At 70.2% G+C, this 24,429-nt stretch carries 24 protein-coding genes and 1 riboswitch; of the genes, 20 read left to right on the top strand and 4 right to left on the bottom strand.

Features of this window, described 5'->3' with window-relative positions; all coding sequences use genetic code 11:
- Nucleotides 1-32 precede the first annotated feature (32 nt).
- The 15 genes from ABCR94_RS28755 to ABCR94_RS28685 all read left to right on the top strand — a co-directional run bounded on the left by ABCR94_RS28755 (nt 33) and on the right by ABCR94_RS28685 (nt 16,173).
- Nucleotides 33-968, top strand: coding sequence for an ABC transporter permease (locus tag ABCR94_RS28755; protein WP_347123217.1), 936 nt, complete (start codon nt 33-35; stop codon nt 966-968).
- A complete protein-coding gene (locus ABCR94_RS28750) occupies nt 961-1,755 on the top strand; it encodes an ABC transporter ATP-binding protein (protein WP_347123216.1) in 795 nt (264 codons plus the stop codon). Before ABCR94_RS28755 ends, ABCR94_RS28750 begins: the two co-directional genes overlap by 8 nt.
- Before the next feature lie 251 nt (nt 1,756-2,006).
- Nucleotides 2,007-2,207 (top strand): hypothetical protein, encoded by a 201-nt coding sequence (locus ABCR94_RS28745; RefSeq protein ID WP_347123214.1) that lies wholly within the window; start codon nt 2,007-2,009, stop codon nt 2,205-2,207.
- Nucleotides 2,208-2,522: 315 nt separating this feature from the next.
- Nucleotides 2,523-3,425 (top strand): squalene synthase HpnC, encoded by a 903-nt coding sequence (gene hpnC, locus ABCR94_RS28740; protein ID WP_347123212.1) that lies wholly within the window; start codon nt 2,523-2,525, stop codon nt 3,423-3,425.
- Between the two features lie 26 nt (nt 3,426-3,451).
- A complete protein-coding gene (hpnD, locus tag ABCR94_RS28735; protein WP_347123210.1) occupies nt 3,452-4,390 on the top strand; it encodes a presqualene diphosphate synthase HpnD in 939 nt (312 codons plus the stop codon).
- Nucleotides 4,391-4,517: 127 nt separating this feature from the next.
- On the top strand, nt 4,518-5,921 hold the full coding sequence (gene hpnE, locus ABCR94_RS28730; protein ID WP_347123209.1) for a hydroxysqualene dehydroxylase HpnE: 1,404 nt from the start codon (nt 4,518-4,520) through the stop codon (nt 5,919-5,921).
- Nucleotides 5,918-7,012, top strand: a complete 1,095-nt coding sequence (locus tag ABCR94_RS28725; RefSeq protein ID WP_347123207.1) for a polyprenyl synthetase family protein — start codon at nt 5,918-5,920, stop codon at nt 7,010-7,012. The genes hpnE and ABCR94_RS28725 overlap by 4 nt, the downstream gene beginning before the upstream one ends.
- An 89-nt stretch (nt 7,013-7,101) precedes the next feature.
- Nucleotides 7,102-9,096: a squalene--hopene cyclase gene (gene shc / locus ABCR94_RS28720; RefSeq protein ID WP_347123205.1), complete on the top strand. Its 1,995-nt coding sequence runs from the start codon at nt 7,102-7,104 to the stop codon at nt 9,094-9,096.
- Nucleotides 9,093-9,743: a phosphorylase family protein gene (locus tag ABCR94_RS28715; protein ID WP_347123204.1), complete on the top strand. Its 651-nt coding sequence runs from the start codon at nt 9,093-9,095 to the stop codon at nt 9,741-9,743. Before shc ends, ABCR94_RS28715 begins: the two co-directional genes overlap by 4 nt.
- Nucleotides 9,744-9,748: 5 nt before the next feature.
- Nucleotides 9,749-10,771: an adenosyl-hopene transferase HpnH gene (gene hpnH, locus ABCR94_RS28710; protein WP_347123203.1), complete on the top strand. Its 1,023-nt coding sequence runs from the start codon at nt 9,749-9,751 to the stop codon at nt 10,769-10,771.
- Nucleotides 10,772-10,775: 4 nt separating this feature from the next.
- Entirely contained in the window at nt 10,776-11,942 is a 1,167-nt protein-coding gene (gene ispG, locus ABCR94_RS28705; RefSeq protein ID WP_347123201.1) for a flavodoxin-dependent (E)-4-hydroxy-3-methylbut-2-enyl-diphosphate synthase, read from the top strand.
- Nucleotides 11,943-11,971: 29 nt separating this feature from the next.
- Entirely contained in the window at nt 11,972-13,882 is a 1,911-nt protein-coding gene (dxs, locus tag ABCR94_RS28700; protein ID WP_347123199.1) for a 1-deoxy-D-xylulose-5-phosphate synthase, read from the top strand.
- A complete protein-coding gene (locus ABCR94_RS28695) occupies nt 13,879-15,276 on the top strand; it encodes an aspartate aminotransferase family protein (protein WP_347123197.1) in 1,398 nt (465 codons plus the stop codon). Before dxs ends, ABCR94_RS28695 begins: the two co-directional genes overlap by 4 nt.
- 71 nt (nt 15,277-15,347) lie before the next feature.
- Nucleotides 15,348-15,959, top strand: coding sequence for a helix-turn-helix domain-containing protein (locus ABCR94_RS28690; RefSeq protein WP_347123195.1), 612 nt, complete (start codon nt 15,348-15,350; stop codon nt 15,957-15,959).
- Nucleotide 15,960: 1 nt separating this feature from the next.
- On the top strand, nt 15,961-16,173 hold the full coding sequence (locus ABCR94_RS28685; RefSeq protein ID WP_347123193.1) for a DUF6126 family protein: 213 nt from the start codon (nt 15,961-15,963) through the stop codon (nt 16,171-16,173).
- Nucleotides 16,174-16,211: 38 nt separating this feature from the next.
- Here the strand turns inward: ABCR94_RS28685 and ABCR94_RS28680 are convergent, their stop codons facing one another.
- Nucleotides 16,212-17,024 carry a tyrosine-protein phosphatase gene (locus ABCR94_RS28680; RefSeq protein ID WP_347123192.1) on the bottom strand — a complete coding sequence of 271 codons (813 nt, stop codon included), beginning with the start codon at nt 17,022-17,024 and terminating at the stop codon, nt 16,212-16,214.
- A gap of 118 nt (nt 17,025-17,142) precedes the next feature.
- On the opposite strand from ABCR94_RS28680, the gene ABCR94_RS28675 reads away from it, so the two are divergent.
- The 3 genes from ABCR94_RS28675 (at nt 17,143) to ABCR94_RS28665 (ending at nt 19,762) form a co-directional block, all read left to right on the top strand.
- Nucleotides 17,143-17,340 carry a hypothetical protein gene (locus ABCR94_RS28675; RefSeq protein WP_347123190.1) on the top strand — a complete coding sequence of 66 codons (198 nt, stop codon included), beginning with the start codon at nt 17,143-17,145 and terminating at the stop codon, nt 17,338-17,340.
- A gap of 285 nt (nt 17,341-17,625) precedes the next feature.
- Nucleotides 17,626-17,802: riboswitch (cyclic di-AMP (ydaO/yuaA leader) on the top strand.
- 3 nt (nt 17,803-17,805) lie between these two features.
- Nucleotides 17,806-18,762 carry a M23 family metallopeptidase gene (locus ABCR94_RS28670; protein WP_347123188.1) on the top strand — a complete coding sequence of 319 codons (957 nt, stop codon included), beginning with the start codon at nt 17,806-17,808 and terminating at the stop codon, nt 18,760-18,762.
- Between the two features lie 208 nt (nt 18,763-18,970).
- A complete protein-coding gene (locus ABCR94_RS28665) occupies nt 18,971-19,762 on the top strand; it encodes an SGNH/GDSL hydrolase family protein (RefSeq protein ID WP_347123187.1) in 792 nt (263 codons plus the stop codon).
- A 67-nt stretch (nt 19,763-19,829) separates the two neighbouring features.
- Here ABCR94_RS28665 and ABCR94_RS28660 read toward each other — a convergent pair whose 3' ends face one another.
- Entirely contained in the window at nt 19,830-20,711 is an 882-nt protein-coding gene (locus ABCR94_RS28660; protein ID WP_347123593.1) for a carbohydrate kinase family protein, read from the bottom strand.
- Between the two features lie 186 nt (nt 20,712-20,897).
- Between ABCR94_RS28660 and ABCR94_RS28655 the strand changes: the two genes are divergently transcribed.
- Nucleotides 20,898-21,674, top strand: a complete 777-nt coding sequence (locus ABCR94_RS28655; protein WP_347123186.1) for an SIMPL domain-containing protein — start codon at nt 20,898-20,900, stop codon at nt 21,672-21,674.
- A gap of 48 nt (nt 21,675-21,722) precedes the next feature.
- Here the strand turns inward: ABCR94_RS28655 and ABCR94_RS28650 are convergent, their stop codons facing one another.
- Complete coding sequence (locus tag ABCR94_RS28650; RefSeq protein ID WP_347123184.1) at nt 21,723-22,343, bottom strand: TetR/AcrR family transcriptional regulator; 621 nt, start codon at nt 22,341-22,343, stop codon at nt 21,723-21,725.
- 118 nt (nt 22,344-22,461) lie between these two features.
- Here ABCR94_RS28650 and ABCR94_RS28645 point away from each other — a divergent pair, with 118 nt between their 5' ends.
- Nucleotides 22,462-23,037, top strand: coding sequence for a hypothetical protein (locus ABCR94_RS28645; protein WP_347123182.1), 576 nt, complete (start codon nt 22,462-22,464; stop codon nt 23,035-23,037).
- Between the two features lie 30 nt (nt 23,038-23,067).
- Here the strand turns inward: ABCR94_RS28645 and ABCR94_RS28640 are convergent, their stop codons facing one another.
- Nucleotides 23,068-24,246 (bottom strand): Glu/Leu/Phe/Val dehydrogenase dimerization domain-containing protein, encoded by a 1,179-nt coding sequence (locus ABCR94_RS28640; RefSeq protein WP_347123181.1) that lies wholly within the window; start codon nt 24,244-24,246, stop codon nt 23,068-23,070.
- Nucleotides 24,247-24,429: the final 183 nt, after the last annotated feature.

Below are 24,429 nucleotides of genomic sequence, written 5' to 3'. Positions count from 1 at the left end.
CCTGCGCATCTTGAACACGAAAGTTTCAACTTGTGAGTGAGACAACCCAAGACGGAGCGGTCGCGACAAGCGCCCCGCCGTCTCCCGACGACGGACTTACCCCGGCGCAGCTCGCCGTCAAGTACGGCCTGTCGGTGAGCGGCGCCCGACCCGGGCTGATGGATTACATCCGGCAGCTCTGGGGCAGGCGGCACTTCATCATCGCCTTCTCCCAGGCGAAGCTGACCGCCCAGTACAGCCAGGCCAAGCTCGGCCAGCTGTGGCAGGTAGCCACCCCCCTGCTGAACGCGCTCGTGTACTACCTCGTCTTCGGCATCCTGCTGGATTCCAAGCGAGGTATCGAGCACGACGTCTTCGTCCCGTTCCTGGTGACGGGCGTCTTCGTGTTCACCTTCACCCAGAGCTCGGTGATGGCCGGCGTCCGGGCCATCTCCGGGAACCTCGGGCTGGTCAGAGCGCTGCACTTCCCGCGAGCCTCGCTGCCCATCTCGTTCGCCCTGCAGCAGCTCCAGCAGCTGCTGTTCTCGATGATCGTGCTGCTGATCATCGTGGTCGCGTTCGGCAGCTACCCCTCGCTGTCCTGGCTGCTGATCCTGCCCGCGCTCGCCCTGCAGTTCGTCTTCAACATCGGTCTGGCCCTCATCATGGCCAGGCTGGGCAGCAAGACGCCCGACCTGGCGCAGCTGATGCCCTTCGTGATGCGTACGTGGATGTACGCGTCCGGGGTGATGTTCAGCATCCCGATCATGCTCGCCGACAAGGACGTACCGCCCTGGGTCACGGACGCGCTCCAGTGGAACCCGGCTGCCGTCTACATGGACCTCATCCGCTTCGCCCTGATCGACGGGTACGGCCGTGGCAACCTGCCCCCGCACGTGTGGCCGGTCGCGCTGGGCTGGGCGATCGTCCTCGGCGCCGTGGGCTTTGTGTACTTCTGGAAGGCTGAGGAGCGCTACGGCCGTGGCTGATGACTCGAACGACAACAATCCGGCACGCATCCCCACGGTCATCGCCGACGATGTGCACATCGTGTACCGCGTCAACGGCGGAGGCGGCGGGCGGGGCAGCGCCACGGCGGCGCTCAGCCGCATGGTGCGCCGCGGAAAGCGTGAATCGCCCGGTGTGCGCAAGGTGCACGCGGTACGCGGTGTCTCCTTCACCTCCTACCGCGGCGAGGCGATCGGCCTGATCGGGTCGAACGGCTCGGGCAAGTCCACCCTGCTGCGGGCCATCGCGGGCCTGCTCCCCACCGAGCAGGGCAAGGTCTATACGGACGGCCAGCCCTCGCTGCTCGGCGTGAACGCCGCCCTGATGAACGACCTGACCGGTGAGCGCAACGTCATCCTCGGCGGCCTGGCCATGGGCATGACGCGCGAGGAGGTGCGTGAGCGATACGACCAGATCGTCGACTTCTCCGGGATCAACGAGAAGGGCGACTTCATCACGCTGCCGATGCGCACGTACTCCTCCGGCATGGCGGCGAGGCTCCGCTTCTCGATCGCCGCGGCCAAGGACCACGACGTACTGATGATCGACGAGGCGCTCGCCACCGGCGACCGCAAGTTCCAGATCCGCTCCGAGCAGCGCATCCGCGAGCTCCGAAAGGAGGCCGGCACGGTCTTCCTGGTCAGTCACAGCAACAAGTCGATCAGGGACACCTGCGACCGAGTGCTGTGGCTGGAGAAGGGCGAGCTGCTCATGGACGGCCCCACGGACGAGGTCATCAAGGCGTACGAGAAGGAGACCGGCCGCTAGGGATGCCCGGTCGGTCTCCCAGCACGGCAGTGAGCCCCCGCCGGACGCGTCCGGCGGGGGCTCACTGCCGTGCATACGGCTCAAGGCCATCGGGCGCGGTTGCATCGGCTTCGCCCTCTTTCGGCCAGGCCTGTTCCGCACCGCCTTCTGCAGTCCCCGCTTCAGGGTCAGGGCGAGGGGGCGACGGGTGGGCCGGGGTGACTTGCGCCGGTCCCGAGCCCGAATGTCGGGCTTTTGCCCTGCTCACGGGCGTGCTGGACGCCCTGGCCGACGCGGGTCGGCTCTCCGCGCGCAATCGGCCGGCCTCGGAGGCCGCCGCGTGGGTGGGTGTGCCCCACGGGCTGTCACCGCTGATGCTCGACGGCCCGATGCGCCGACTGCCCGAGGCCGCGCGCGAAGGGGTGATCGAGCGCACCCTGGCCGTGGTGGTCGCGGGAATCGGCGCCCCGTAACGCCCTGGAATCGTCAACTCCGGCCCGCTTGAGGAAGGTTGGGGCTGATCGGTGCGGTCTTGTAATGCGCGCGACACCCCGACATGGTGCTGAGCGTTGTACAACGTAAGCTGTAACGGTGCTGATTCGCGGCAAGTGGGGCGATACCTCCTCGGGCCCCGGCCGAGGGGTGGTCCGCCACTCGCGAGGACCGGCGGCGTGTCCGAAAAGGGATGTATTGGATCGGCAGTGTAGAACGGGAGCTGTGACGGCAATGGCTATGGAATCTCTCCGGCTCCGAGAAGCCTCCGCCGTTCCCACGCCCGGCAGCCCGCGATGACCGGAGTCAGGCAGGGGCGTCCCGACGCCCACACGCGTGCCACGCTCTCCAAGGCCGCCGACGAGAACTTCCCGGTGGCCCCCTTCTTCCTGCCGCGTGCCTGGCGCGACGACCTGATGGCCGTGTACGGCTACGCACGCCTGGTGGACGACATCGGCGACGGCGATCTCGCACCGGGCGGCGCCGACGCCCGCCTGCTGGGCCTCGATCCCGCGCAGGCCGACGACCGCCTGACGATGCTCGACGCCTTCGAGGCCGACCTGCACCGCGTCTTCGCCCCGGCCGGAGACGCCCCGCGCCACCCGCTGCTGCGCGCGCTGGGCCCCACCGTGCGGCGCTGCGGCCTCACCCCCGAGCCCTTCCTCGGCCTCATCGAGGCCAACCGGCAGGACCAGGTGGTGCGGCGCTACGCGACGTACGACGAGCTCCTCGCGTACTGCGAACTGTCCGCCAACCCCGTCGGCCGACTGGTCCTCGCGATCACCGGAACCGCGAGCCCCGAGCGCATCCGCCACTCGGACGCGATCTGTACCGCGCTGCAGATCGTCGAACATCTCCAGGACGTCAGCGAGGACCTCGGCCGCGACCGGATCTACCTCCCTGCCGACGACATGGCACGATTCCACGTAACCGAGGCCGACCTGGCCGCCGTGAGCGCCGGCGCATCGGTGCGCGCGCTGGTCGCATTCGAAGCAGAACGCGCCGGGCGCCTCCTGAATGAAGGCACCCCACTGGTGGGTAGCGTCCACGGCAGACTCAAGCTGCTGCTCGCCGGTTTCGTGGCCGGCGGACGTGCCGCCCTCACGGCGGTCGCGGCCGCCGGTTATGACGTACTGCCCGGACCACCCAAGCCCACCAAGCTCAGCCTGCTGCGCGCAGTGGGAGCTGTCTGGCGATGAAACCGAAGAGAGGGGTGAGCCGGACCATGGAGGGAACCGCACAGGTGTCCGCACCGGTACTCGCCGCATACAGCTACTGCGAGGCCGTGACGGGACAGCAGGCGCGCAATTTCGCATACGGCATCCGCCTGCTGCCCACGGACAAGCGGCACGCGATGTCGGCGCTCTACGCATTCTCGCGGCGCGTCGACGACATCGGCGACGGTGTCCTCGCGCCCGAGGTCAAGCAGGTACGGCTCGAAGACACCCGGGCGCTGCTCGGGCGCGTCAGGGCCGACGCCGTCGACGAGGACGACACCGACCCCGTCGCGGTGGCGCTCGCCGACGCCGCGCGGCGGTTCCCGCTCCCGCTCGGCGGCCTCGACGAGCTCATTGACGGCGTCCTCATGGACGTACGCGGCGAGACCTACGAGACCTGGGACGACCTCAAGGTCTACTGCCGGTGCGTCGCGGGCGCCATCGGGCGGCTCTCGCTGGGCGTGTTCGGCCCGCAGACCGGCGCACACGGGGCGGAACGCGCCCCCGAGTACGCCGACACACTCGGCCTCGCCCTCCAGCTCACCAACATCCTCAGGGACGTACGCGAGGACGCGGACAACGGGCGCACCTACCTGCCCGCCGACGACCTCGCCAAGTTCGGCTGCTCCGCCGGTTTCCACAGCTCGACGCCGCCCGAGGGGTCCGACTTCGCGGGCCTCATCCACTTCGAGGTCCGGCGGGCCCGCGCCCTGTTCGCCGAGGGCTACCGGCTGCTGCCGCTGCTCGACCGGCGCAGCGGAGCCTGTGTCGCGGCCATGGCCGGCATCTACCGGCGGCTCCTCGACCGCATCGAGCGCGACCCCGAGGCCGTGCTGCGCGGCCGGGTCTCGCTGCCCGGACGCGAGAAGGCGTACGTCGCGGTGCGTGGCCTCTCCGGCCTCGACGCCAGAAACGTTTCGCGGCAGACCGCCAGGAGGCGTGTCTGATGTGCGGCGATGCAGTTAGAGGGACGAATGAGCACAACCAGCGCGCAACCTTGCCGTGGGCTGACGCGTCCCTGACTGCAATGGCCCGCCATCAGTGCATCGCCGGCGCGGCCCGAGGGGAGGGCGTATGACAGGCAGCAGGCCGACCGCGCCCGCGGGGACGCCGGCGCACGCGGTCGTCGTCGGCGGCGGCCTCGCCGGTGTCACGGCGGCGCTCCAGCTCGCCGACGCCGGAATGCGCGTGACGCTGATCGAGGGCCGCCCGCGTCTGGGCGGCCTCGCCTTCTCCTTCCGCCGCGGCGAGCTCACCGTCGACAACGGCCAGCATGTCTATCTGCGCTGCTGCACCGCCTACCGGTGGTTCCTCGACCGCGTCGAAGGAGCCGCACTGGCCCCGCTGCAACGACGCCTCGACGTGCCTGTGCTGGACGTCGGCCGGGCCTCAGGACCCCGGCTCGGCCGCCTGCGCCGCACCGACCTGCCCGTACCGCTGCACCTGGCCGCAGGCCTCGCCACATATCCGCACCTCTCCCTCGCCGAACGCGCGAGCGTGGGCCGCGCCGCCCTCGCCCTCAAGCGGCTCGACCCGGCCGATCCGGCGCTGGACGGCGTGGACTTCGCGACCTGGCTCGGCCGCCACGGCCAGTCGAAGCGGGCCATCGAGGCCCTCTGGGACCTGGTCGGTGTCGCCACGCTCAACGCGCGGGCGGCGGACGCCTCGATGGGGCTCGCCGCGATGGTCTTCAAGACCGGGCTGCTCTCCGAGCCCGGCGCCGCCGACATCGGCTGGTCGCACGTACCGCTGGGCGACCTGCACGACACACTCGCCCGCAAGGCACTCGACTCCGCGGGCGTACGCACCGAGCTGCGCACCAAGGTGGGCGCCGTCTCCCGCACCGGCGACGGCCGTTGGACCGTCGAGGCGGAGGGCGAGCAACTGGAGGCCGACACCGTCGTGCTCGCCGTACCCCAGCACGAGACCCACGCGCTGCTGCCCGACGGCGCACTCGACGACCCCGGCAAGCTGCTGGACATCGACACCGCGCCGATCCTCAACATCCATGTGGTGTACGACCGCAAGGTGCTGCGCCGGCCCTTCTTCGCCGCGCTCGGCACCCCCGTCCAATGGGTCTTCGACCGCACGGACGCCTCGGGCCTGCGCGGCGGCGGACAGTATCTCGCCCTGTCGCAGTCCGCCGCCCAGGACGAGATCGACGAGCCGGTCGCCGTCCTGCGCGCCCGGTACCTCCCCGAACTGGAGCGACTGCTGCCCGCCGCCCGCGGCGCCGGCGTACGCGACTTCTTCGTCACCCGGGAGCGGACAGCGACGTTCGCCCCCACCCCCGGCGTCGGACGGCTGCGCCCCGGCGCGCGTACCCACGCGCCCGGCCTCTATCTGGCCGGCGCGTGGACCGACACCGGATGGCCCGCAACCATGGAGAGCGCCGTGCGCAGCGGCTTCAGCGCCGCGGGCGCTGCGCTCTCCGAACTCGGCCGCCCCCATGTACATCCGCTCCAGGAGGCGGCATGAGCATTGGCATTGGAACAAGAGGAGAGCCTGTGACCCCGGTGAATCCGGCTGGCACCACCACGGTGGACATCGCCGCGCTTCTGGAGCGCGGCCGCACCCTGTCCACGCCGGTGCTGAAGGCCGCCGTGGACCGGCTCGCGCCGCCCATGGACACCGTCGCGGCCTACCACTTCGGGTGGATCGACGCGGAGGGCAGGCCCGCCGACGGTGACGGCGGCAAGGCCGTGCGCCCCGCGCTCGCCCTGCTCTCCGCGGAGGCCGCGGGCGCGACGCCCGAGACCGGTGTGCCCGGCGCCGTGGCGGTGGAGCTCGTACACAACTTCTCGCTGCTGCACGACGACCTGATGGACGGCGACGAGCAGCGCCGCCACCGCGACACCGTGTGGAAGGTGCACGGCCCGGCCCAGGCGATCCTCGTCGGCGACGCGCTCTTCGCGCTCGCCAACGAGGTGCTCCTTGAGATCGGCACCGTCGAGGCGGGGCGCGCGACACGCCGGCTCACCACCGCGACCCGCAAGCTGATCGACGGCCAGGCGCAGGACATCTCCTTCGAGCACCGCGAGCGGGTCACCGTCGAGGAATGCCTGGAGATGGAGGGCAACAAGACGGGCGCCCTGCTTGCCTGCGCCGTGTCCATCGGCGCGGTACTCGGCGGCGCCGACGACAGGACGGCCGACACCCTGGAGGCGTACGGCTACCACCTGGGTCTCGCCTTCCAGGCCGTCGACGACCTGCTCGGCATCTGGGGCGACCCGTCGGCCACCGGCAAGCAGACCTGGAGCGACCTGCGTCAGCGCAAGAAATCCCTGCCGGTCGTCGCCGCGCTCGCCGCGGGCGGCCCGGCCTCCGAACAGCTCGGCGAGCTGCTCGCCGCCGACGCCAAGAGCAACGACTTCGACAGCTTCTCCGAGGCGGAGTTCGCCACCAGGGCGGCTCTGATCGAAGAGGCCGGCGGCCGCGAGTGGACCTCCCAGGAGGCCCGCAGGCAGCACGCCGTCGCGATCGAGGCGCTCGACGGCGTCGACATGCCGCACCAGGTACGGGCGCAGCTCACCGCGCTCGCGGACTTCGTCGTCGTACGGAAGAGATGATGACCACCCGGCTCATAACCGCTCTCTCCGGGGCCTAGCCTCCCGGACCCCCAGCACAGCAGAGGACCAACTGCAACGGAGGGGAAGCCATGACAGCGACGACCGACGGAAGCACCGAGGCCATGGGGCCCCGGGCAGCCGCGGCCAGCCACACCACCGAACCCGCCGCCGCCGCGGACGTCCTTGACGCCGCGCGGCGGGCCACGGATCGGGCGGTCGAGCATCTGCTCGCCGCGCAGGACGCCCAGGGCTGGTGGAAGGGCGACCTCGAAACCAACGTGACCATGGACGCCGAGGATCTGCTGCTCCGTCAGTTCCTCGGTATCCAGGACGAGAAGACCGTCCAGGCCGCCGCGCTGTTCATCCGCGGCGAGCAGCGCGAGGACGGCACCTGGGCCACCTTCCACGGCGGTCCCGGCGAGCTCTCCACGACCATCGAGGCGTACGTCGCCCTGCGGCTGGCCGGTGACTTGCCGGACGATCCGCACATGGCGCGCGCCGCCGCCTGGGTCAGGCAGCACGGCGGCATCGCCGCGAGCCGGGTCTTCACCCGGATCTGGCTGGCCCTCTTCGGCTGGTGGAAGTGGGACGACCTGCCCGAGCTGCCGCCCGAGCTGATCCTGCTGCCCAAGTGGGTGCCGCTCAACATCTATGACTTCGGCTGCTGGGCCCGGCAGACCATCGTGCCGCTGACGGTCGTCTCCGCGAAGCGCCCGGTGCGGGCCGCGCCGTTCGCGCTCGACGAACTGCACACCAATCCGCAGGTGCCCAATCCGCCCAGGCGCCTTGCGCCGCCCACCAGTTGGGACGGCGCGTTCCAGCGGCTCGACAGGGCCCTGCACATCTATCACCGGTTCGCTCCGCGGCTGCTGCGCGGAGCCGCGATGAAGAGCGCGGCGCGCTGGATCGTCGAGCGGCAGGAGAACGACGGCTGCTGGGGCGGCATCCAGCCGCCCGCCGTCTACTCGTTGATCGCGCTGCACCTCCTCGGATACGACCTGGACCACCCGGTGATGCGCGCCGGCCTGGAGTCCCTCGACCGGTTCGCCGTATGGCGCGAGGACGGCGCCCGCATGGTCGAGGCCTGTCAGTCACCGGTGTGGGACACCTGCCTGGCCACCATCGGGCTCGCCGACGCGGGCGTGGGCGCCGGTCATCCGGCGCTCGTCAAGGCGGCCGACTGGATGATGACCGAGCAGATCGTGCGGCCCGGCGACTGGGCCGTGCGCAGGCCCGGCCTTGAGCCGGGCGGCTGGGCGTTCGAGTTCCACAACGACAACTACCCGGACATCGACGACACCGCGGAAGTCATCCTCGCGCTGCGCCGCGTCGCCCACCCGGACCGTGCGCGCATGGAAGCGACGATCGAGCGCGGGGTCCGCTGGATCCTCGGGATGCAGTCCAAGAACGGCGCCTGGGGGGCCTTCGACGCGGACAACACCAGCGCGTTCCCCAACCGGCTGCCCTTCTGCGACTTCGGCGAGGTCATCGACCCGCCGTCCGCCGATGTCACCGCGCACGTGGTGGAGATGCTGGCCATCGAGGGACAGGCGCACCATCCGGGCACCAGGCGAGGCATCGAATGGCTGCTCGCCAACCAGGAGACGAACGGCTCCTGGTTCGGCCGCTGGGGCGTCAACTACGTATACGGGACAGGGTCGGTGGTGCCGGCGCTGACCGCTGCCGGACTGCCTGACGCGCACCCCGCGATCCGGCGCGCCGTCAGCTGGCTCGAATCCGTCCAGAACGACGACGGAGGATGGGGCGAGGACCTCCGTTCGTACCGGGAGAGGCAGTGGGCCGGGCGCGGCGTATCAACCGCGTCGCAGACCGCCTGGGCGCTGCTCGCGCTGCTCGCGGCGGGGGAGCGGGAGGGCAAGTCCGTCGAGCGGGCCGTCGCCTGGCTCGCCGAGACCCAGCGCGAGGACGGGTCCTGGGACGAGCCGTATTTCACCGGCACCGGTTTCCCCTGGGACTTCTCCATCAATTACAACCTCTACCGGCAGGTCTTCCCGCTCACCGCTCTCGGGCGGTACGTCCACGGGGAGCCCACCTTCTGCGACCTGCGCGAGGGGGGCCGATGACCGGCCCCGGCGCGCCCCACGGCCCCACACCCCTGCTGATCGCCTGCGCGCTGGGCATCGAGAGGTTCGCCCTGCGCGGCGGCGACCGCAGGGGCGCGCCGGGGCCCGTGACCGTGCTCCGTACGGGCATGGGGCCCCGGGCGGCGGAAGCGGCCGTCACCCGGATGCTCGGCGGCTCCCAGGACCGGGGCACGGCCGTCATCGCGTCGGGCTTCTGCGCCGGCCTCGCCCCGGGGATGCGCCCCGGGGACCTGATCGTCGCCGAGGAAACCCGCGACTTTCGCGGCAGCACGCCCTGCACGGGCCACGAGCTGCTCGCGGAGGCACTGGCCAGAGCGGTGCCCGGGCGCACCGTACACACCGGCCCGCTGACCGGCTCCGACCATGTCGTACGTGGCGTGGAGCGGGCCGAGCTGCGGGCCACGGGAGCGATCGCGGTGGACATGGAATCCGCCGCGACGCTGTGGAGCGCTCTGCGCGCGGGGCCGCGCCCGGTTGCGGCCGTACGAGTGGTCGTGGACGCTCCAGAGCATGAGCTCGTCCGCATTGGGACGGTTCGGGGTGGAATATCAGCCTTTCGAGTTCTCCGCGCCGTCCTACCGGCTTTTCATGAATGGCACCGTTCTTTGCTGCTCCCCAGGAGGTGAGCTAGATGGCCATGCCGCTCCGTCAGACCATCAGGGTCGGGACGTACCTCTTTGAACAAAAGCTCCGCAAGCGAGAGAAGTTCCCGCTCATCGTTGAGCTCGAACCGCTCTACGCGTGCAACCTTGCATGCGAGGGCTGCGGAAAGATCCAGCACCCGGCGGGGGTGCTGAAGCAGCGTATGCCCGTGGCCCAGGCCGTGGGCGCGGTGCTGGAATCCGGCGCCCCGATGGTCTCCATCGCGGGTGGCGAACCGCTGATGCACCCTCAGATCGACGAGATCGTGCGGCAGCTGGTGGCGAAGAAGAAGTACGTCTTCCTCTGCACCAACGCGGTACTGCTGCGCAAGAAGATCAAGAAGTTCACGCCTTCGCCCTACTTCGCCTTCGCGGTGCACATCGACGGGCTGCGCGAGCGGCACGACGAATCCGTGGCGAAGGAAGGCGTGTTCGACGAGGCGGTGGAGGCGATCAAGGAGGCCAAGAGGCTCGGCTTCCGGGTCACCACCAACTCCACCTTCTTCAACACCGACACCCCCCAGAACATCATCGAGGTCCTCAACTACCTCAATGACGACCTGCACGTGGACGAGATGATGATCTCGCCCGCGTATGCCTACGAGAAGGCCCCGGACCAGGAGCACTTCCTCGGCGTGGAGCAGACCCGCGAACTGTTCAAGAAAGCCTTCGCGGGCGGCAACCGGCGGCGCTGGCGGCTGAACCATTCGCCGCTCTTCCTGGACTTCCTGGAGGGCAAGGTGGACTTCCCGTGCACGGCGTGGGCGATCCCCAACTACTCGCTCTTCGGATGGCAGCGGCCCTGCTACCTGATGAGCGACGGATACGTCCCCACGTACCGGGAGCTCGTCGACGACACCGACTGGAGCAAGTACGGCCGCGGCAAGGACCCGCGGTGCGCCAACTGCATGGCGCACTGCGGCTACGAGCCGACGGCCGTCCTCGCCACCATGGGCTCGCTCAAGGAGTCCCTGCGTGCGGTGCGTGAGACCGTCTCGGGAAACCGCGGGTGACGTGATGACCGTTGGAGAGCCTGTTGTACTGGGGCTCCCCGAGCTGCCGGCCCGGCCGCTGGCGGTGCGCCGCATTTCGCGGCGCATCCAGGTCGGGTCGGTGGCGGTCGGCGGGGATGCGCCGGTTTCGGTGCAGTCGATGACGACGACGCGGACGTCCGACATTGGGGCGACGCTGCAGCAGATTGCGGAGTTGACGGCTTCGGGTTGTCAGATTGTGCGGGTGGCGTGTCCGACGCAGGATGATGCGGATGCGTTGTCGACGATCGCGAGTAAGTCGCAGATTCCGGTGATCGCGGACATTCATTTCCAGCCGAAGTATGTGTTCGCGGCGATTGATGCCGGGTGTGCGGCGGTGCGGGTGAATCCGGGCAATATCAAGCAGTTCGACGACAAGGTCAAGGAGATCGCGAAGGCGGCCTCGGCGACGGGTACGCCGATCCGTATTGGTGTCAATGCGGGGTCGTTGGATGCGCGGTTGATGGCGAAGTACGGCAAGGCGACGCCGGAGGCTCTGGTGGAGTCGGCGTTGTGGGAGGCGTCGTTGTTCGAGGAGCACGGGTTCGGCGACATCAAGATCTCGGTGAAGCACAATGACCCGGTGGTGATGGTCAATGCGTACCGGCTGCTGGCGGCGAAGTCGGATTATCCGCTGCATCTGGGTGTGACGGAGGCGGGTCCGGCGTTCCAGGGGACGATCAAGTCGGCGGTGGCTTTCGGTGCGCTGTTGAGTGAGGGCATCGGGGACACGATCCGGGTGTCGTTGTCGGCGCCTCCGGTCGAGGAGGTGAAGGTCGGGCTGCAGATTCTGGAGTCGTTGAATCTCAAGCAGCGGCGGCTTGAGATTGTGTCGTGTCCTTCGTGCGGGCGGGCGCAGGTGGATGTGTACAAGCTGGCTGATCAGGTCGCTGCGGGTCTGGACGGCCTGGAGGTGCCGCTGCGGGTGGCGGTGATGGGCTGTGTGGTCAATGGTCCCGGTGAGGCGCGTGAGGCCGATCTGGGGGTGGCTTCGGGTAATGGCAAGGGGCAGATTTTCGTCAAGGGCGAGATCATCAAGACGGTCCCCGAGTCGAAGATCGTCGAGACCCTCATCGAAGAGGCCATGAAGATCGCCGAACAGATGGAGAAGGACGGCATCGCGTCGGGAGAGCCCGCCGTCACGGTGAGCTGAAGAGGATCAGAGAGGCAGGGGGACCGAGCGTGACGATCTTGGAAGACATCCGGGGACCGCGCGACCTGAAGGCGCTGACAGAGGACGAAATCCGCCGACTCGCGGCTGAAATCCGCGAGTTCCTGGTCCACGCGGTGGCCAGAACGGGTGGGCATCTCGGGCCCAACCTCGGGGTGGTGGAGCTCTCCATCGCCCTGCACCGGGTCTTCGAATCGCCCGCCGACCGCGTCCTGTGGGACACCGGCCACCAGAGCTACGTACACAAACTGCTCACCGGCAGGCAGGACTTCTCGAAGCTGCGCAGCAAGGGGGGACTCTCCGGCTACCCGTCCAGGGAGGAGTCCGAGCACGACGTCATCGAGAACTCCCACGCGTCGACCGTCCTCGGCTGGGCCGACGGGCTCGCCAAGGCCAACCAGGTGCTCGGCAGGACCGACCATATCGTCGCCGTCATCGGGGACGGGGCACTCACCGGGGGAATGGCCTGGGAGGCGCTCAACAACATCGCCGCCGCCAAGGACCGCCCGCTGATCATCGTCGTCAACGACAACGAGCGCTCGTACGGGCCGACCATCGGCGGCCTGGCCAACCACCTCGCCACGCTCCGCACGACCGACGGGTACGAGCGGTTCCTCGCCTGGGGCAAGAGCGTGCTCCAGCACACCCCCGTCGTCGGACAGCCCCTCTACGAGTCGCTGCACGGTGCGAAGAAGGGCTTCAAGGACGCCTTCGCCCCGCAGGGCATGTTCGAGGACCTCGGGCTGAAGTACGTCGGGCCGATCGACGGGCACGACCACGCCGCCGTCGAGTCGGCGCTGCGCCGGGCCAAACGTTTCCACGGGCCCGTGCTCGTGCACTGCCTGACCGAGAAGGGCCGCGGATACGTCGCCGCCGAGCAGGACGAGGCCGACCGTTTTCACACGGTCGGCGCGATGGACCCGCTGACCTGCGAGCCCCTGGCGCCGTCCAACGGGCCTTCCTGGACCTCGGTGTTCGGCGAGGAGATCGCGAAGATCGCGGCCGAGCGGCCGGACGTGGTCGCGATCACCGCGGCCATGCTGCATCCCGTCGGGCTGACCCGGTTCGCGCAGGAGTTCCCCGACCGGATCTGGGACGTCGGCATCGCCGAGCAGCATGCCGCGGTCTCCGCCGCCGGACTGGCCACCGGCGGGCTGCACCCCGTCGTGGCCGTCTACGCGACCTTCCTCAACCGCGCCTTCGACCAGCTGCTGATGGACGTGGCCCTGCACAGGTGCGGGGTGACGTTCGTGCTCGACCGGGCCGGTGTCACCGGCGTCGACGGGCCCTCGCACAACGGCATGTGGGACATGTCGATCCTCCAGGTCGTGCCCGGCCTGCGGATCGCCGCGCCCCGCGACGCCGTCCAGCTCCGCGCCCAGCTGCGCGAAGCCGTCGACGTCGACGACGCCCCGACCGTGGTGCGCTTCCCCAAGGAGTCGGTGGGCCCGGCGATCGAGGCGATCGACCGGGTGGGCGGCATGGATGTGCTGCATCGGGCCGACGAGCCCGAGGTGCTGCTCGTCTGCGTCGGAGTCATGGCGCCCGTCTGCCTCCAGGCGGCCGACCTGCTGAAGGGCCGCGGCATCGGCTGCACCGTCGTCGACCCGCGCTGGGTCAAGCCCGTCGACGAACAGCTCGCCCCACTCGCCCGGCGCCACCGCCTCGTCGCGGTCGTCGAGGACAACAGCCGCAGTGGCGGCGTCGGTTCGGCCGTCGGGCAGTCGCTGCGCGACGCGGGAGTGGACGTGCCGCTGCGGACGTACGGCATCCCCGAGCAGTTCCTCGCGCACGCCAAACGCGGCGAGGTGCTGGCCGACATCGGGCTCACCCCCGTCGAGATCGCGGGACACATCAGCGCCACCCTGGTGGCCAAGGAGGCCTCAGTGGTGAACTCATTGGTGAAGGAGAGCGGTCAATGAAGGACGGCGGGCCCAAAGGGTTCGACCTGGCGAAGCTTCTCGCCGAGCGCGGCGCCGAACGGTACGAGCTGCACGCACGGCACCTGAACCACCAACTGCCGCGCATGCTGCACACCATCGGCTTCGACAAGGTCTACGAGCGGGCCGAGGGCGCGTACTTCTGGGACGCGGACGGCAACGACTACCTCGACATGCTCGCGGGCTTCGGCGTGATGGGACTCGGCCGGCACCACCCGGTCGTACGCAAGGCGCTGCACGACGTGCTCGACGCCTCGCTCGCCGACCTGACGCGCTTCGACTGCCAGCCGCTGCCCGGACTGCTCGCCGAGAAGCTGCTCACGCACAGCCCGCATCTGGACCGGGTGTTCTTCGGCAACAGCGGCACCGAGGCCGTCGAGACCGCGCTGAAGTTCGCCCGGTACGCCACGGGGAAACCCAGGATCCTCTACTGCACGCACGCCTTCCACGGCCTGACGACCGGCTCGCTGTCGGTCAACGGCGAGGCGGGCTTCCGCGACGGCTTCGCGCCCCTGCTGCCCGACACCGCCATCGAGCTCGGCGACCTCGCGGCCCTGGAGCGGGAGCTGAAGCGCGGCGACGTCGCGGGCTTCGTCGTCGAGCCGATCCAGGGCAAGGGCGTGCACGCGTCCCCGCCCGGGTTCCTGCTCGCCGCCCAGCAGCTGCTCCGCCGGCACAAGGCGCTGCTGATCGCCGACGAGGTCCAGACGGGCCTGGGCAGGACGGGTGACTTCTACGCGTACCAGAATGAGGAGGGCGTCGAGCCGGACCTGCTGTGCGTCGCCAAGGCACTCTCCGGCGGTTATGTGCCGGTGGGGGCCACGCTGGGCAAGGACTGGATCTTCAAGAAGGTCTACTCGTCGATGGACCGGGTGCTCGTCCACTCGGCCAGCTTCGGCTCCAACGCCCAGGCGATGGCGGCGGGGCTCGCCGTTCTGTCGGTGATGGAGGACGAGGAGACCGTCGCGAACGCCCGGCGCGTCGGTGATCTGCTGCGGGAGCGGCTGGCCGCACTGATCGACCGCTACGAGCTGCTGCACGACGTACGCGGCCGGGGCCTGATGATCGGCATCGAGTTCGGCCGGCCGACCTCGCTGAAGCTGCGCAGCCGCTGGACGATGCTGCAAGCGGCCCGCAAGGGGCTTTTCGCGCAGATGGTCGTCGTACCCCTGCTCCAGAAGCACCGCATTCTGACCCAGGTCTCCGGCGACCACCTCGAAGTCATCAAGCTCATTCCGCCGTTGACCGTGGGGGAGAAGGAGGTCGACCGGTTCGTCGACGCCTTCACCGCGGTCATGGACGACGCGCACAGCGGCGGCGGCCTGATGTGGGACTTCGGCAGGACACTGGTGAAACAGGCGGTCGCCAACCGGTAGCCGGGGACGGGAAGCCCGCGCTTTTGCCTCAGGGGTAAGAAATTTGCCTCTGAGGCAATGGGTCTGGCTCAATGGACAGCATGACCCCCCGCCTCGAAGACGAGGCGCCCGACGGGCTGCCGTCGGTCGCCCCGCGACTGCGCGACCTGCGCCGGCACAGTGGCCTCACCCTGGAGGCCGCCGCCCGGCGCGCCGGGCTCTCGCCCGCGCACCTGTCCCGCCTGGAGACCGGACACCGCCAGCCGTCGCTGCCGATGCTGCTCACCCTGGCCCGTATTTACGGTACGACGGTCTCCGCGCTGCTCGGCGAGAGTGCGCCCGACCGCGACGCGGTGCTGCGGGCCGGCGAGGCGCAGGCCACGGAGGCCGGCGGGTGGACGTACCACCGGGCGGGCGGCTCCGGGCGCGCCATGCAGGCGCTGCGGGTGCATGTCCCGCACGGCGCACAGGGCGACCTGGTGCGCGTACACCCGGGTGAGGAGTGGCTGTATGTCCTGTCGGGGCAGCTGCGGCTGGCCCTCGGCGAGAGCGTGCATCTGCTGGCTGCCGGGGACAGCGCGCACTTCGACTCGCTGACCCCGCACCGCATCGCCGCCACCCACGCGGACGGGGTCGATCTTCTGTTCGTCCATACGCTGCTGCAGAGCGCCGCCGCCGGGCTCTGCCTACCTCAGGAGATCTGACATGCCGGACGAAACGATCGATGAGAAGGCCATCGACGAGAAGGCCGACGACGAGCAGGCCGGCGAAGAGGCGGGTGTGAGGCCCGCCAAGCGCGGCATCGTCGAGGACAAGTTCCCCAGGGGGCTGATGATCCGGCTCTTCGTGTACGTGGTCGCCGGTCACCTCTTCGCGGCCTTCGTCTATCTGCTCTTCACGCTCGGCGCCGAGCGCTGACCGAGTCGAGCGCCGACCGAAGCGGAGCAGCGAAGCGCTCAGCCCGCGTCGAGCAGCCGCAGCCGCAGCCGCTCGCGCGTCTCGGGGGAGACGCTCAGGCCCTCCGCGAGGTAACGCTCGGTGCCGCCCCAGACCTCCTCGATGGTCTCGAAGGCGGCGTCGAGGTACTCGGCGCGGGCCTCGAAGAGCGGGCTGAGCAGCTCCATGACCTCGGGGGACATCCCGACGGGGGAGTTGTCGCTGCGGCTGACCTTGTAGCGGCGGTGCAGGTCGTTCGACTTGAGGTAGTCGGCCACGATGGCCTCGCGCTCGACACCGACCGCCAGCAGCGACACCGCTATCGAGAGCCCCGCGCGGTCCTTGCCGGCCGCGCAGTGCATCAGGGCCGGGACGCTGTCCTCGGCCAGTGCGTGCAGCACCCGGCTGTGCTCGCCGGTGCGCTCCTTGATGATCTCGCGGTACGTGTCGGACATCCGGCCCGCGGCCTTGCCGTCCGCGAGGATCTCGCGCAGCTCGTCGAGGTCGCCGTCGCGGACCATCTTCCAGAACACGGCGCCGTCGGCCGGGTCGGTCAGTGGCAGGTTCACATTGCGTACGCCCGCCAGCTCGACGTCCGGGCCCTCCAGCTTCTGGTCCGCCTCATTGCGGAAGTCGAAGATCGTGTGGAGGCCGAGTGAGTCGAGGAACACCGCGTCGGCGGCGGTGGCGTGCGCCAGGTGCCCGCTGCGGAAGAGCACACCGTGCCGCACCCGCCGGCCGTCCACGGTCGGCAGGCCACCCACATCACGGAAGTTGCGCACTCCGGCAAGGTCGGGCTCTGTCGACGGGACCTGCGGCAGCTGCTGCGTCACGGTGGCTCCTGAAGTGTCTGCCGTCGGCGTTGCTCGCCGATCTGGGCACCATTCGACGATACGACATGAGTACTTGAGGCAATCGTCGTCTCGGCCGTGCCCGCCCGGGGAAGTGGTGGTGACGGCACTGGTCGGCCGCGACCAGACCCACCTGGAACGGTCCGGCGTCCGGCAGCGGACCCTGGTCGTCGACTGCGCCGGAGTGCGGATCACCGACTTCGGGATCGCGCCGGACGAGCGTGACGCGCTGGTGGAGGAAGGGCGCCGGGCGGCAGGCGAATTCGTACAACGGTGGCGCGCTTCGGGAGGTGTCTAGTACTTCGGGCGAATCGGTCTATTTGTGGGTAACACCCCTTGTGAGTAAGGGGGATTGCGGGCCTGCTGGTGAGCAGGATCATATTCGTGACGGTGTGTGGCGAAGCCGTGAAGCCGAATACCAGGTCGTGGGCGGGGCGTGGAGATCCGTAGTCCACGGAGTGTGACGACAATTCCCCGTGGGACCGCCGCAGGGCGATGACCAGCCATGGCCGATTGTCCCGATCGGCTTGTTCGGGGGCGCCTCGTCGGCTTACGGTCACCGTCAATCCGGGTGGATCGCCGAATCCTGCCACCGCCCGGAAACCCCACAACACTCACGTGTGGCAGGAGCGGGGGACCCAGGTAGTACGCCGGTATCCGGAATTCCGGACCGGCTCGGGGTTAAGTCGCGCATTCGCGTGGCCGGGCATCTCCAGTCCGAACCCGACAGCTCACCTCGTAGGCGCCGGAGAGGAAATTCGCCATGCCCGCAAAGGGTAAGCACCGCCGCCCGAGGTCCAACTCGATCACCCGTGGATTCGTCGCCGCGGGAACGGGCGGAGCCGCACTCGCGCTTCCGTTCATCGCTGCCACCGGTGCCAACGCGGCGGAGAACGCCGCACCGGCAACCGCCCCCGCCGTGGCTCCCGAGAAGGCCGCGCCCGCCGCTGCCGCCTCGCAGATCTCGCAGCAGAAGCAGCAGCCGAAGAAGACCGGTAGCAAGACGTACGCCGTGGTCTCCGGCGACTACCTGTCGAAGATCGCCGAGACGCAGAACGTGCGCGGCGGCTGGCAGAAGCTCTACGAGGACAACCGGTCGACCGTCGGCGACAACCCCGGGCTGATCATGCCGGGCATGAAGCTCAGCATCGGCGCGAAGGCGGCAGGCGCCGCCCCGTCGTCCGCGGCCCAGTCGTCGGCCAAGGCCGCCGCACCCGCAGCGCAGCCGAAGTCGCCCTCCTCGCAGTCCTCCTCCTCCGCGAGCCAGCCCGAGAAGTCCGAGTCGGCGGGCACCGCCTCCACGGCGGCGTCCTCCTCCGGCTTCACCGCGCCGGTCTCCGCGGGCGTCACCACCCCCTACCGCGCCTCCGGCGGCAGCTGGTCCAGCGGCTACCACACGGGCGTCGACTTCTCCGCGTCCAGCGGCACCTCGGTCAAGGCCGTCGGCGCAGGCACCGTCGTCTCCGCGGGCTGGAGCGGCTCGTACGGCAACGAGGTCGTCATCAAGCACAACGACGGCCGCTACTCGCAGTACGCCCACCTGTCCTCGCTGTCCGTCTCGTCCGGCCAGAGCGTCACCGGCGGCACGCAGATCGGTCTCTCCGGCAGCACCGGCAACTCCACAGGACCGCACCTGCACTTCGAGATCAGGACCGGCCCGAGCTACGGTTCCGACATAGACCCGCTGGGCTACCTGCGCGGCCACGGCGTCTCCGTCTGACGCACGTCCCCTCTTCGGGCACCGGGCATCGCCTTCCTTACGCCCCCTTCCGCGCCGCACGCCGGCCCGGAAGGGGGCGTACGTGTTGACCGGGGTCGATCAGGCGTATTCCGGGGTTGACCCAAACTTGACCGGTGTCCTTTCTCACCGGCGTCAACCCCTCCCTACGGTGGCGTAGGTCACTTGGTCCAGTGGAGGATTGGCCGACGTGGGAGACGATGCGAGATCATTCAGGGCAGGGACCGTAGGGTCGTACGCGGCGATCGGGGACAGCTTCACGGAGGGGGTCGGAGACCCCGGACCCGGCGGTGCGTACATCGGCTGGGCGGACCGGCTGGCCGTTCTCCTCGACGATCGTGTCCCCGAGCACACATTCCGCTATGCCAACCTCGCCGTGCGCGGCCGGCTCCTCGATCAGATCGTGGCCGAGCAGGTTCCGCGGGCGATGGAGCTGGCGCCCGACCTGGTGAGTTTCTGCGCGGGCGGCAATGACATCCTCCGGCCCGGGAGCGATCCCGACGACGTGGCCCAGCGCTACGAGCGGGCCGTCGCCGACCTCACCGGCAGGGTCGGCACCGTCCTGGTGACGACCGGCTTCGACACCCGGCACATGCCGGTGCTGCGCCATCTGCGGGGCAAGATCGCGACGTTCACGGCGCATGTACGGTCCATCGCCGACACATACGACTGCCCGGTGCTCGACCTGTGGTCGCTCAAGTCCGTCCAGGACATGCACGCCTGGGACACCGACCGGCTGCACCTGTCCCCGGAAGGCCACACCCGGGTCGCCCTGCGCGCCGGCCAGGTGCTCGGCCTCGACGTACCGGCCGACCCGGACCAGGAGTGGCCGCCGCAGGTGCCGCGCGGCGCGATGGGCGCTCGCCGGGACGACATCCAGTGGGCGCGCGAGCACCTGGTGCCGTGGATCGGCCGACGGTTGCGCGGCGAGTCCTCGGGGGACCACGCCGCGGCGAAGCGGCCCGATCTGCTTCCGCTGTGAACTCCGACCTGACGACCTGACGACCTGACGCCCTGACCCGCTCTCCCGAGCCCGAGCCCGAGCCGGGTCAGGTCCTGGCGGGCAGCAGACCGCTCGGCGTGATCGGGTCGGTGTTGCCCTCGGTCGTACAGGCGTGGGCGCCCGCCAGCGCGCCGAGGCGGGCACACTCGTCGGGGTCGTGCCCGGCCAGCCGCCCGTACAGGAAACCGCAGACGTACGCGTCCCCCGCGCCGTTGGAGTCCACCACGGGACCGGGCACCGGCGTGGCCGGGACCGGCCGCGGGGTGCGGCTGCCGCCCCGCGTCATCAGGTACGAGCCGCCCGCGCCCGCCGTGGCGACCACCGTCTCGGCGCGGCCCTCGCGCAGGATCTCGCGCATCACGTCGGCGATACGCTCACCCGCGCCCGCCGCGCTGAGGAAGACCAGGTCGGAGCGGAGCGCGAACTCCCGGTGGTGGTCGCTGAGTCCGTCCCAGTCGTGCAGATCGGTCGAGACGGGTACGCCGAGCTCCTCGATGTCGTCCAGGAGGTGGCGGGAGAAATCCATGATGGACAGATGCACATGCCGGGCCCGCCGCAGGTGCGGCAGGTAGAAGGAGCGCGGCATCCGCAGATCACCCGGGTCGCGGGCGTCGTAGAACGACATGCGGCGGCCCGTCGAGGCGTCGACCACGTTCACCGCGCGGCGGGTGCCCGCCGGTGAGATCAGCGGCTCGAAGTCGACGTCACCCTTGGTGAGCCGCTCACGGACCTGCTCACCGATCCTGTCGTCACCGATGAAGTCGATGAACTTCACGCCGAGTCCCAGGGCACGACAGCCCACGGCGACATTGCCGCCGGTGTGCCCCGGCCACTCGCGGATGGGCGGCACCCCGAGGGAATCGGCGAGCGGCACCGGCAGCGAGTCGACGCGCACCACCGTGTCCACGCCGCTGCCGCCGACGACCAGGACGTCGTACCGCGCGGGGCCCGTCTGCTCCTCGTGCTGGGGCTGTTGGTGCGACAAGGCATCCCCTTTCGTGTCCCCCCGAACCTCAGTATGGCCGTAAGGAGATGGGGCAGGGCGGGAGTGGCGTCACTCGTCCGGCGGTGGTCGGTGCTGGGATGGCCCTTCGACTCCGGAAGGAACACCCCCATGCCCGTACGTACGTCATCGGCCCCGACCGCGCCGCCCGCCGGCTCGAACGTGATCAGGTCGTTCGCGGCGGCCGTGCTGGCCGGCGGGCTGCTGGCCACCGGCGCGGCGCCTGCCACCGCCGCGGCCGCCGCACCGCTCTCCGCCCCCGCGCCCGCCGCGGCCACCGTCACGGTCGCCGGTGAGGGCAGCGCGGCGGCCACCCCCGACCTGGCCGTCGTCACCGCGGGCGTCGAGGTCACGAAGCCCACCGCCAAGGCGGCCATGGCCGGCCAGTCCGCCGCCGCGCAGAAGCTGCTCGACGCCGTACGGAAGCAGGGCGTCGCCGACCGCGACGTACAGACCACGGGCATCTCCCTGAACCCCGTCCACCGTTACGAGGACGGCGCCTCCAAGCTGACCGGCTATCAGGCGGGCCAGACCTTCACCGTCAAGGTCCGCGACATCAACAAGACCGGCGCGCTCCTGAAGGCCGTCACGGACGCGACGGGCGACGACGGCCGGATCAACGGCGTCGTCTTCGACGTCTCCGACCCGGCGGCCCTGCGCGCGGCGGCCCGCGAGGCCGCCTACGGGGACGCGAGGAACAAGGCCGAACAGTACGCGCGGCTGAGCGGACGCGAGCTGGGCAGGCTCGTCTCGCTGACCGAGGGAGCGGGCGGACAGCACAGCCCCCTCGCGATGCAGCCGGGTGCCCTGGCGGACGCGAAGGTGCCGGTGGCGCCGGGCGAGATCCAGGAACAGGTGACCGTCACGGTCGTATACGAGCTGGACTGATCCCGAACGGGCATGAGCGCTCCTGAAGTGGGCTGATCCGACGGGCCTTCAGCGGATGGCGGCCGTCAGAGCCGTTCGATCGATGCCCAGTTCGCGGGCCAGCGCGTCATCGGTCCACTCCAGCACGGCGGTACGGGAGAGCGCCCCCGGGTACGACGTCATCTGGACGGCGAGACCGTCCAGCAGGGCGGTCAGCCGCCAGACCGTGGACACCGGGTCCTCGCACCGGAACTCCCCGCTCGCCATGCCCTGCGCGATGACCTCGACCAGCGCCGCTTTCCACTGCTGGTCGAGGTCGCCGGCCACCTCGCGGAGCACGGGCTCGCGCAGCGCGGCGGCCCAGCCCTCTATCCAGAGCTTCCATCCTTTGGCGACCCCGGTCGGCGCGTACCAGCGGACGGCGGCGCTCAGCCTGCGGACGGCGGTGGTACGACGGCCCAACAGCTTGCGCAGTTGGGCGAGATCACCCTCGGCGGCGTATCTGAAGGCCGCGGCGACGAGCTTCTCCTTGGTCGAGAAGTGGTAGAGCACCAGCGCGTTGCTCACGCCGAGAGCCGAGGCGACATCGGCGATGCGCACGGCGCTCACACCCCGCGCCTCGATCTGCTGGACGGCGGCACGCAGTATGTCCTTGCGCCGTTCCACCACACTCAATCGGACTCTTGCCACCCGGTAACCGTACACACGGGGCCGGCTGACCAGGGCGGGAACGGTGATCTTGGCGAGTGGGGCAAAGGCGCCGCAGCGGTCCACGCGACGCGGTGGCCCACGGGATAGCGTGCGCGGCATGGGCGATGTGTACGTATGGGTGGCAGACGTGGACGCCCGGCCGGAGGAAGCCGCGGGGCTGGCCGGCCGGGCCATGGACTGGCTGGAGGAGCAGGGCGTCGTCCAGAGCGAGTTGACGCAGTGCCTGCTCGGGGACGAGCTGGGCAGGGCGCCGGGGCCGTGCGCCGCGCGCGCCGTCGCCGGTGACGAGGTCGTGGATGTGCTGACGTCCGGCGTCGGGATGGAGATCGAGCGCCGTGTCTATGTGTGCGTCGACCTGTGGACCGCCACCTGCCCGCACTGCGGCGCCACGACCGAACAGCCCGACAGCGGAGCCGAGATGTGGAGCGACACCTGGTCGCCGCTGCTCGATGCCCTGTACGCCTGGTTCGGCGGCACGGGGCCCGGCCGGGCGGCCTGTGTGCGCTGCGGGGAACAGGCCGATTTCCTCGACTGGAAGATCGACCCGCCCATCGCGGTCGCCCATCTGGGACTCATCTTCTGGAACTGGCCGCCGCTGGCCGGGCCCTTCCTCGCGGAACTCTCAGCGGTCCTCGACGGGCACCGGCTGGTGACCGCCAGGACTGGGGTCTGACCGACGGTGTCACTAGCCCCCTTGCGTCCGCTACCGGTACCAGCCGTAGCGTTCCGCGATGACCGGCAGCCGGTCGGCGACGATGGCGTGGGCCGCCGCACGCGGTGTGCTTCCCTCGGCCTCGGCGCGTGCCAGGACCTGGTCGATCAGGGCGCGCATCGAGCGGCGGGTGTACGCGAACGCCTCGGCCGCGTCGGCCCCGATGTCGCCGAAGAGGGTCCACCACCACCAGGCGTTCGTCCCGGAGTTGACGACGACGTCCGGCAGGACGACGATCCCGCGCGCCGCGAGCAGCACCTCGGCGTCGGGCAGCACCGGCATGTTGGCCGCCTCCACGATCCAGCGAGCGGTCACACGGTGCTGGTTGCCGGCATCGACGGCGTACGACACGGCCGCCGGGACCAGGACCTCCGCGTCGGCGGCCAGCCAGGCGTCGGCGGGCAGCTGCCGGTCGCCGGGGCGCAGCGCGGAGCGGTCCACGGCCCCGTACGCGTCGCGGGCGGCGAGCAGCGCTTCGACGTCCAGTCCCCGCTCGTTGGCGATGGTGCCCAGCACATCGGCGACGGCGACGACGCTCAGCCCGGCGCGGGACAGGAAGCGCGCGGTGGCCCCGCCCATGGTGCCCAGGCCCTGCACGGAGACACGAGTCCCGCGGTGGCCGACCCCGGCGCGGTCCAGCGCCGCGAGCACGGACTCGGCGACCCCGCAGCCGCCGACCAACTCGTCGAGACCGATGCCGTCGACCTCGACGGCGAAGGCGTCGGTGAGCCGCCGACGAGCCGCCTTCTCGTCGTCGAGCAGCGGATAGACGGCCTGGACGCAGGAGACAAGACCGGCCTCGACGGCGGCCCTGTCGACGATGTCCTGGGTCAGGCCAAGGTCCTCGCCGGTGGTCCAGCAGCTCTCGATGTGCGGACGCATGGCCCGCAGGTATCGCACCAGGACGTCGTACGCCTCCGGGTCCCTCGGGTCGCAGTCGATGCCGCCCTTGGCGCCGCCCAGCGGGATGTAGCGGCCCTCCGGGTTGTAGTGCAGGGCTTCCTTCATCGTCATGCCACGGGCCAGTCCGGCGACCTCGTCGAGCGTGCAGCCCGCGCGCATCCGCAGACCACCGCTGGAGACACCGCGCACGAGCCGGTCGACGACCAGGAATCCCCGCCGCCCCGTGACGTGGTCGGTCCAGCTCAGCGAGATCAGGGGGGCGCGCATGCGGTGGTCTCCTCCGGAACGGTGCCGACGGCCCTGCCGGACCTCAACTGAACCGTCGGTCAGTATCTGGACCCGGCGGCGCCCCGTCAATCGCGATCCCGGCCCGGGTACGCGGCGCCGGGCGCGGGCGGTGCCGGCCCTGGGCGGCGTCGCGCACCCGGCCCGCTGCCCCGGAAGGAGCAG

It is taken from the genome of Streptomyces changchenzhani, from assembly GCF_039766235.1.
In the GTDB taxonomy this organism is placed as follows: Bacteria; Actinomycetota; Actinomycetes; order Streptomycetales; family Streptomycetaceae; genus Streptomyces.
The sequence above is the reverse complement of the archived record's forward strand: the minus strand, read 5'-3'. Positions and strand labels throughout refer to the sequence as shown.

Excerpts from the sequence above, each read along its gene's own strand:
- ABCR94_RS28695 (WP_347123197.1), top strand. The coding sequence starts at position 13,879 with ATGAAGGACGGCGGGCCCAAAGGGTTCGACCTGGCGAAGCTTCTCGCC.
- ABCR94_RS28670 (WP_347123188.1), top strand. The coding sequence starts at position 17,806 with ATGCCCGCAAAGGGTAAGCACCGCCGCCCGAGGTCCAACTCGATCACC.
- ABCR94_RS28640 (WP_347123181.1), bottom strand. The coding sequence starts at position 24,246 with ATGCGCGCCCCCCTGATCTCGCTGAGCTGGACCGACCACGTCACGGGG.
- ABCR94_RS28715 (WP_347123204.1), top strand. The coding sequence starts at position 9,093 with ATGACCGGCCCCGGCGCGCCCCACGGCCCCACACCCCTGCTGATCGCC.
- hpnD (WP_347123210.1), top strand. The coding sequence starts at position 3,452 with ATGGAGGGAACCGCACAGGTGTCCGCACCGGTACTCGCCGCATACAGC.
- ABCR94_RS28645 (WP_347123182.1), top strand. The coding sequence starts at position 22,462 with ATGGGCGATGTGTACGTATGGGTGGCAGACGTGGACGCCCGGCCGGAG.
- ABCR94_RS28655 (WP_347123186.1), top strand. The coding sequence starts at position 20,898 with ATGCCCGTACGTACGTCATCGGCCCCGACCGCGCCGCCCGCCGGCTCG.
- hpnH (WP_347123203.1), top strand. The coding sequence starts at position 9,749 with ATGGCCATGCCGCTCCGTCAGACCATCAGGGTCGGGACGTACCTCTTT.
- ABCR94_RS28725 (WP_347123207.1), top strand. The coding sequence starts at position 5,918 with ATGAGCATTGGCATTGGAACAAGAGGAGAGCCTGTGACCCCGGTGAAT.
- hpnE (WP_347123209.1), top strand. The coding sequence starts at position 4,518 with ATGACAGGCAGCAGGCCGACCGCGCCCGCGGGGACGCCGGCGCACGCG.
- ABCR94_RS28690 (WP_347123195.1), top strand. The coding sequence starts at position 15,348 with ATGGACAGCATGACCCCCCGCCTCGAAGACGAGGCGCCCGACGGGCTG.
- ABCR94_RS28685 (WP_347123193.1), top strand. The coding sequence starts at position 15,961 with ATGCCGGACGAAACGATCGATGAGAAGGCCATCGACGAGAAGGCCGAC.
- hpnC (WP_347123212.1), top strand. The coding sequence starts at position 2,523 with ATGACCGGAGTCAGGCAGGGGCGTCCCGACGCCCACACGCGTGCCACG.
- shc (WP_347123205.1), top strand. The coding sequence starts at position 7,102 with ATGACAGCGACGACCGACGGAAGCACCGAGGCCATGGGGCCCCGGGCA.
- ispG (WP_347123201.1), top strand. The coding sequence starts at position 10,776 with ATGACCGTTGGAGAGCCTGTTGTACTGGGGCTCCCCGAGCTGCCGGCC.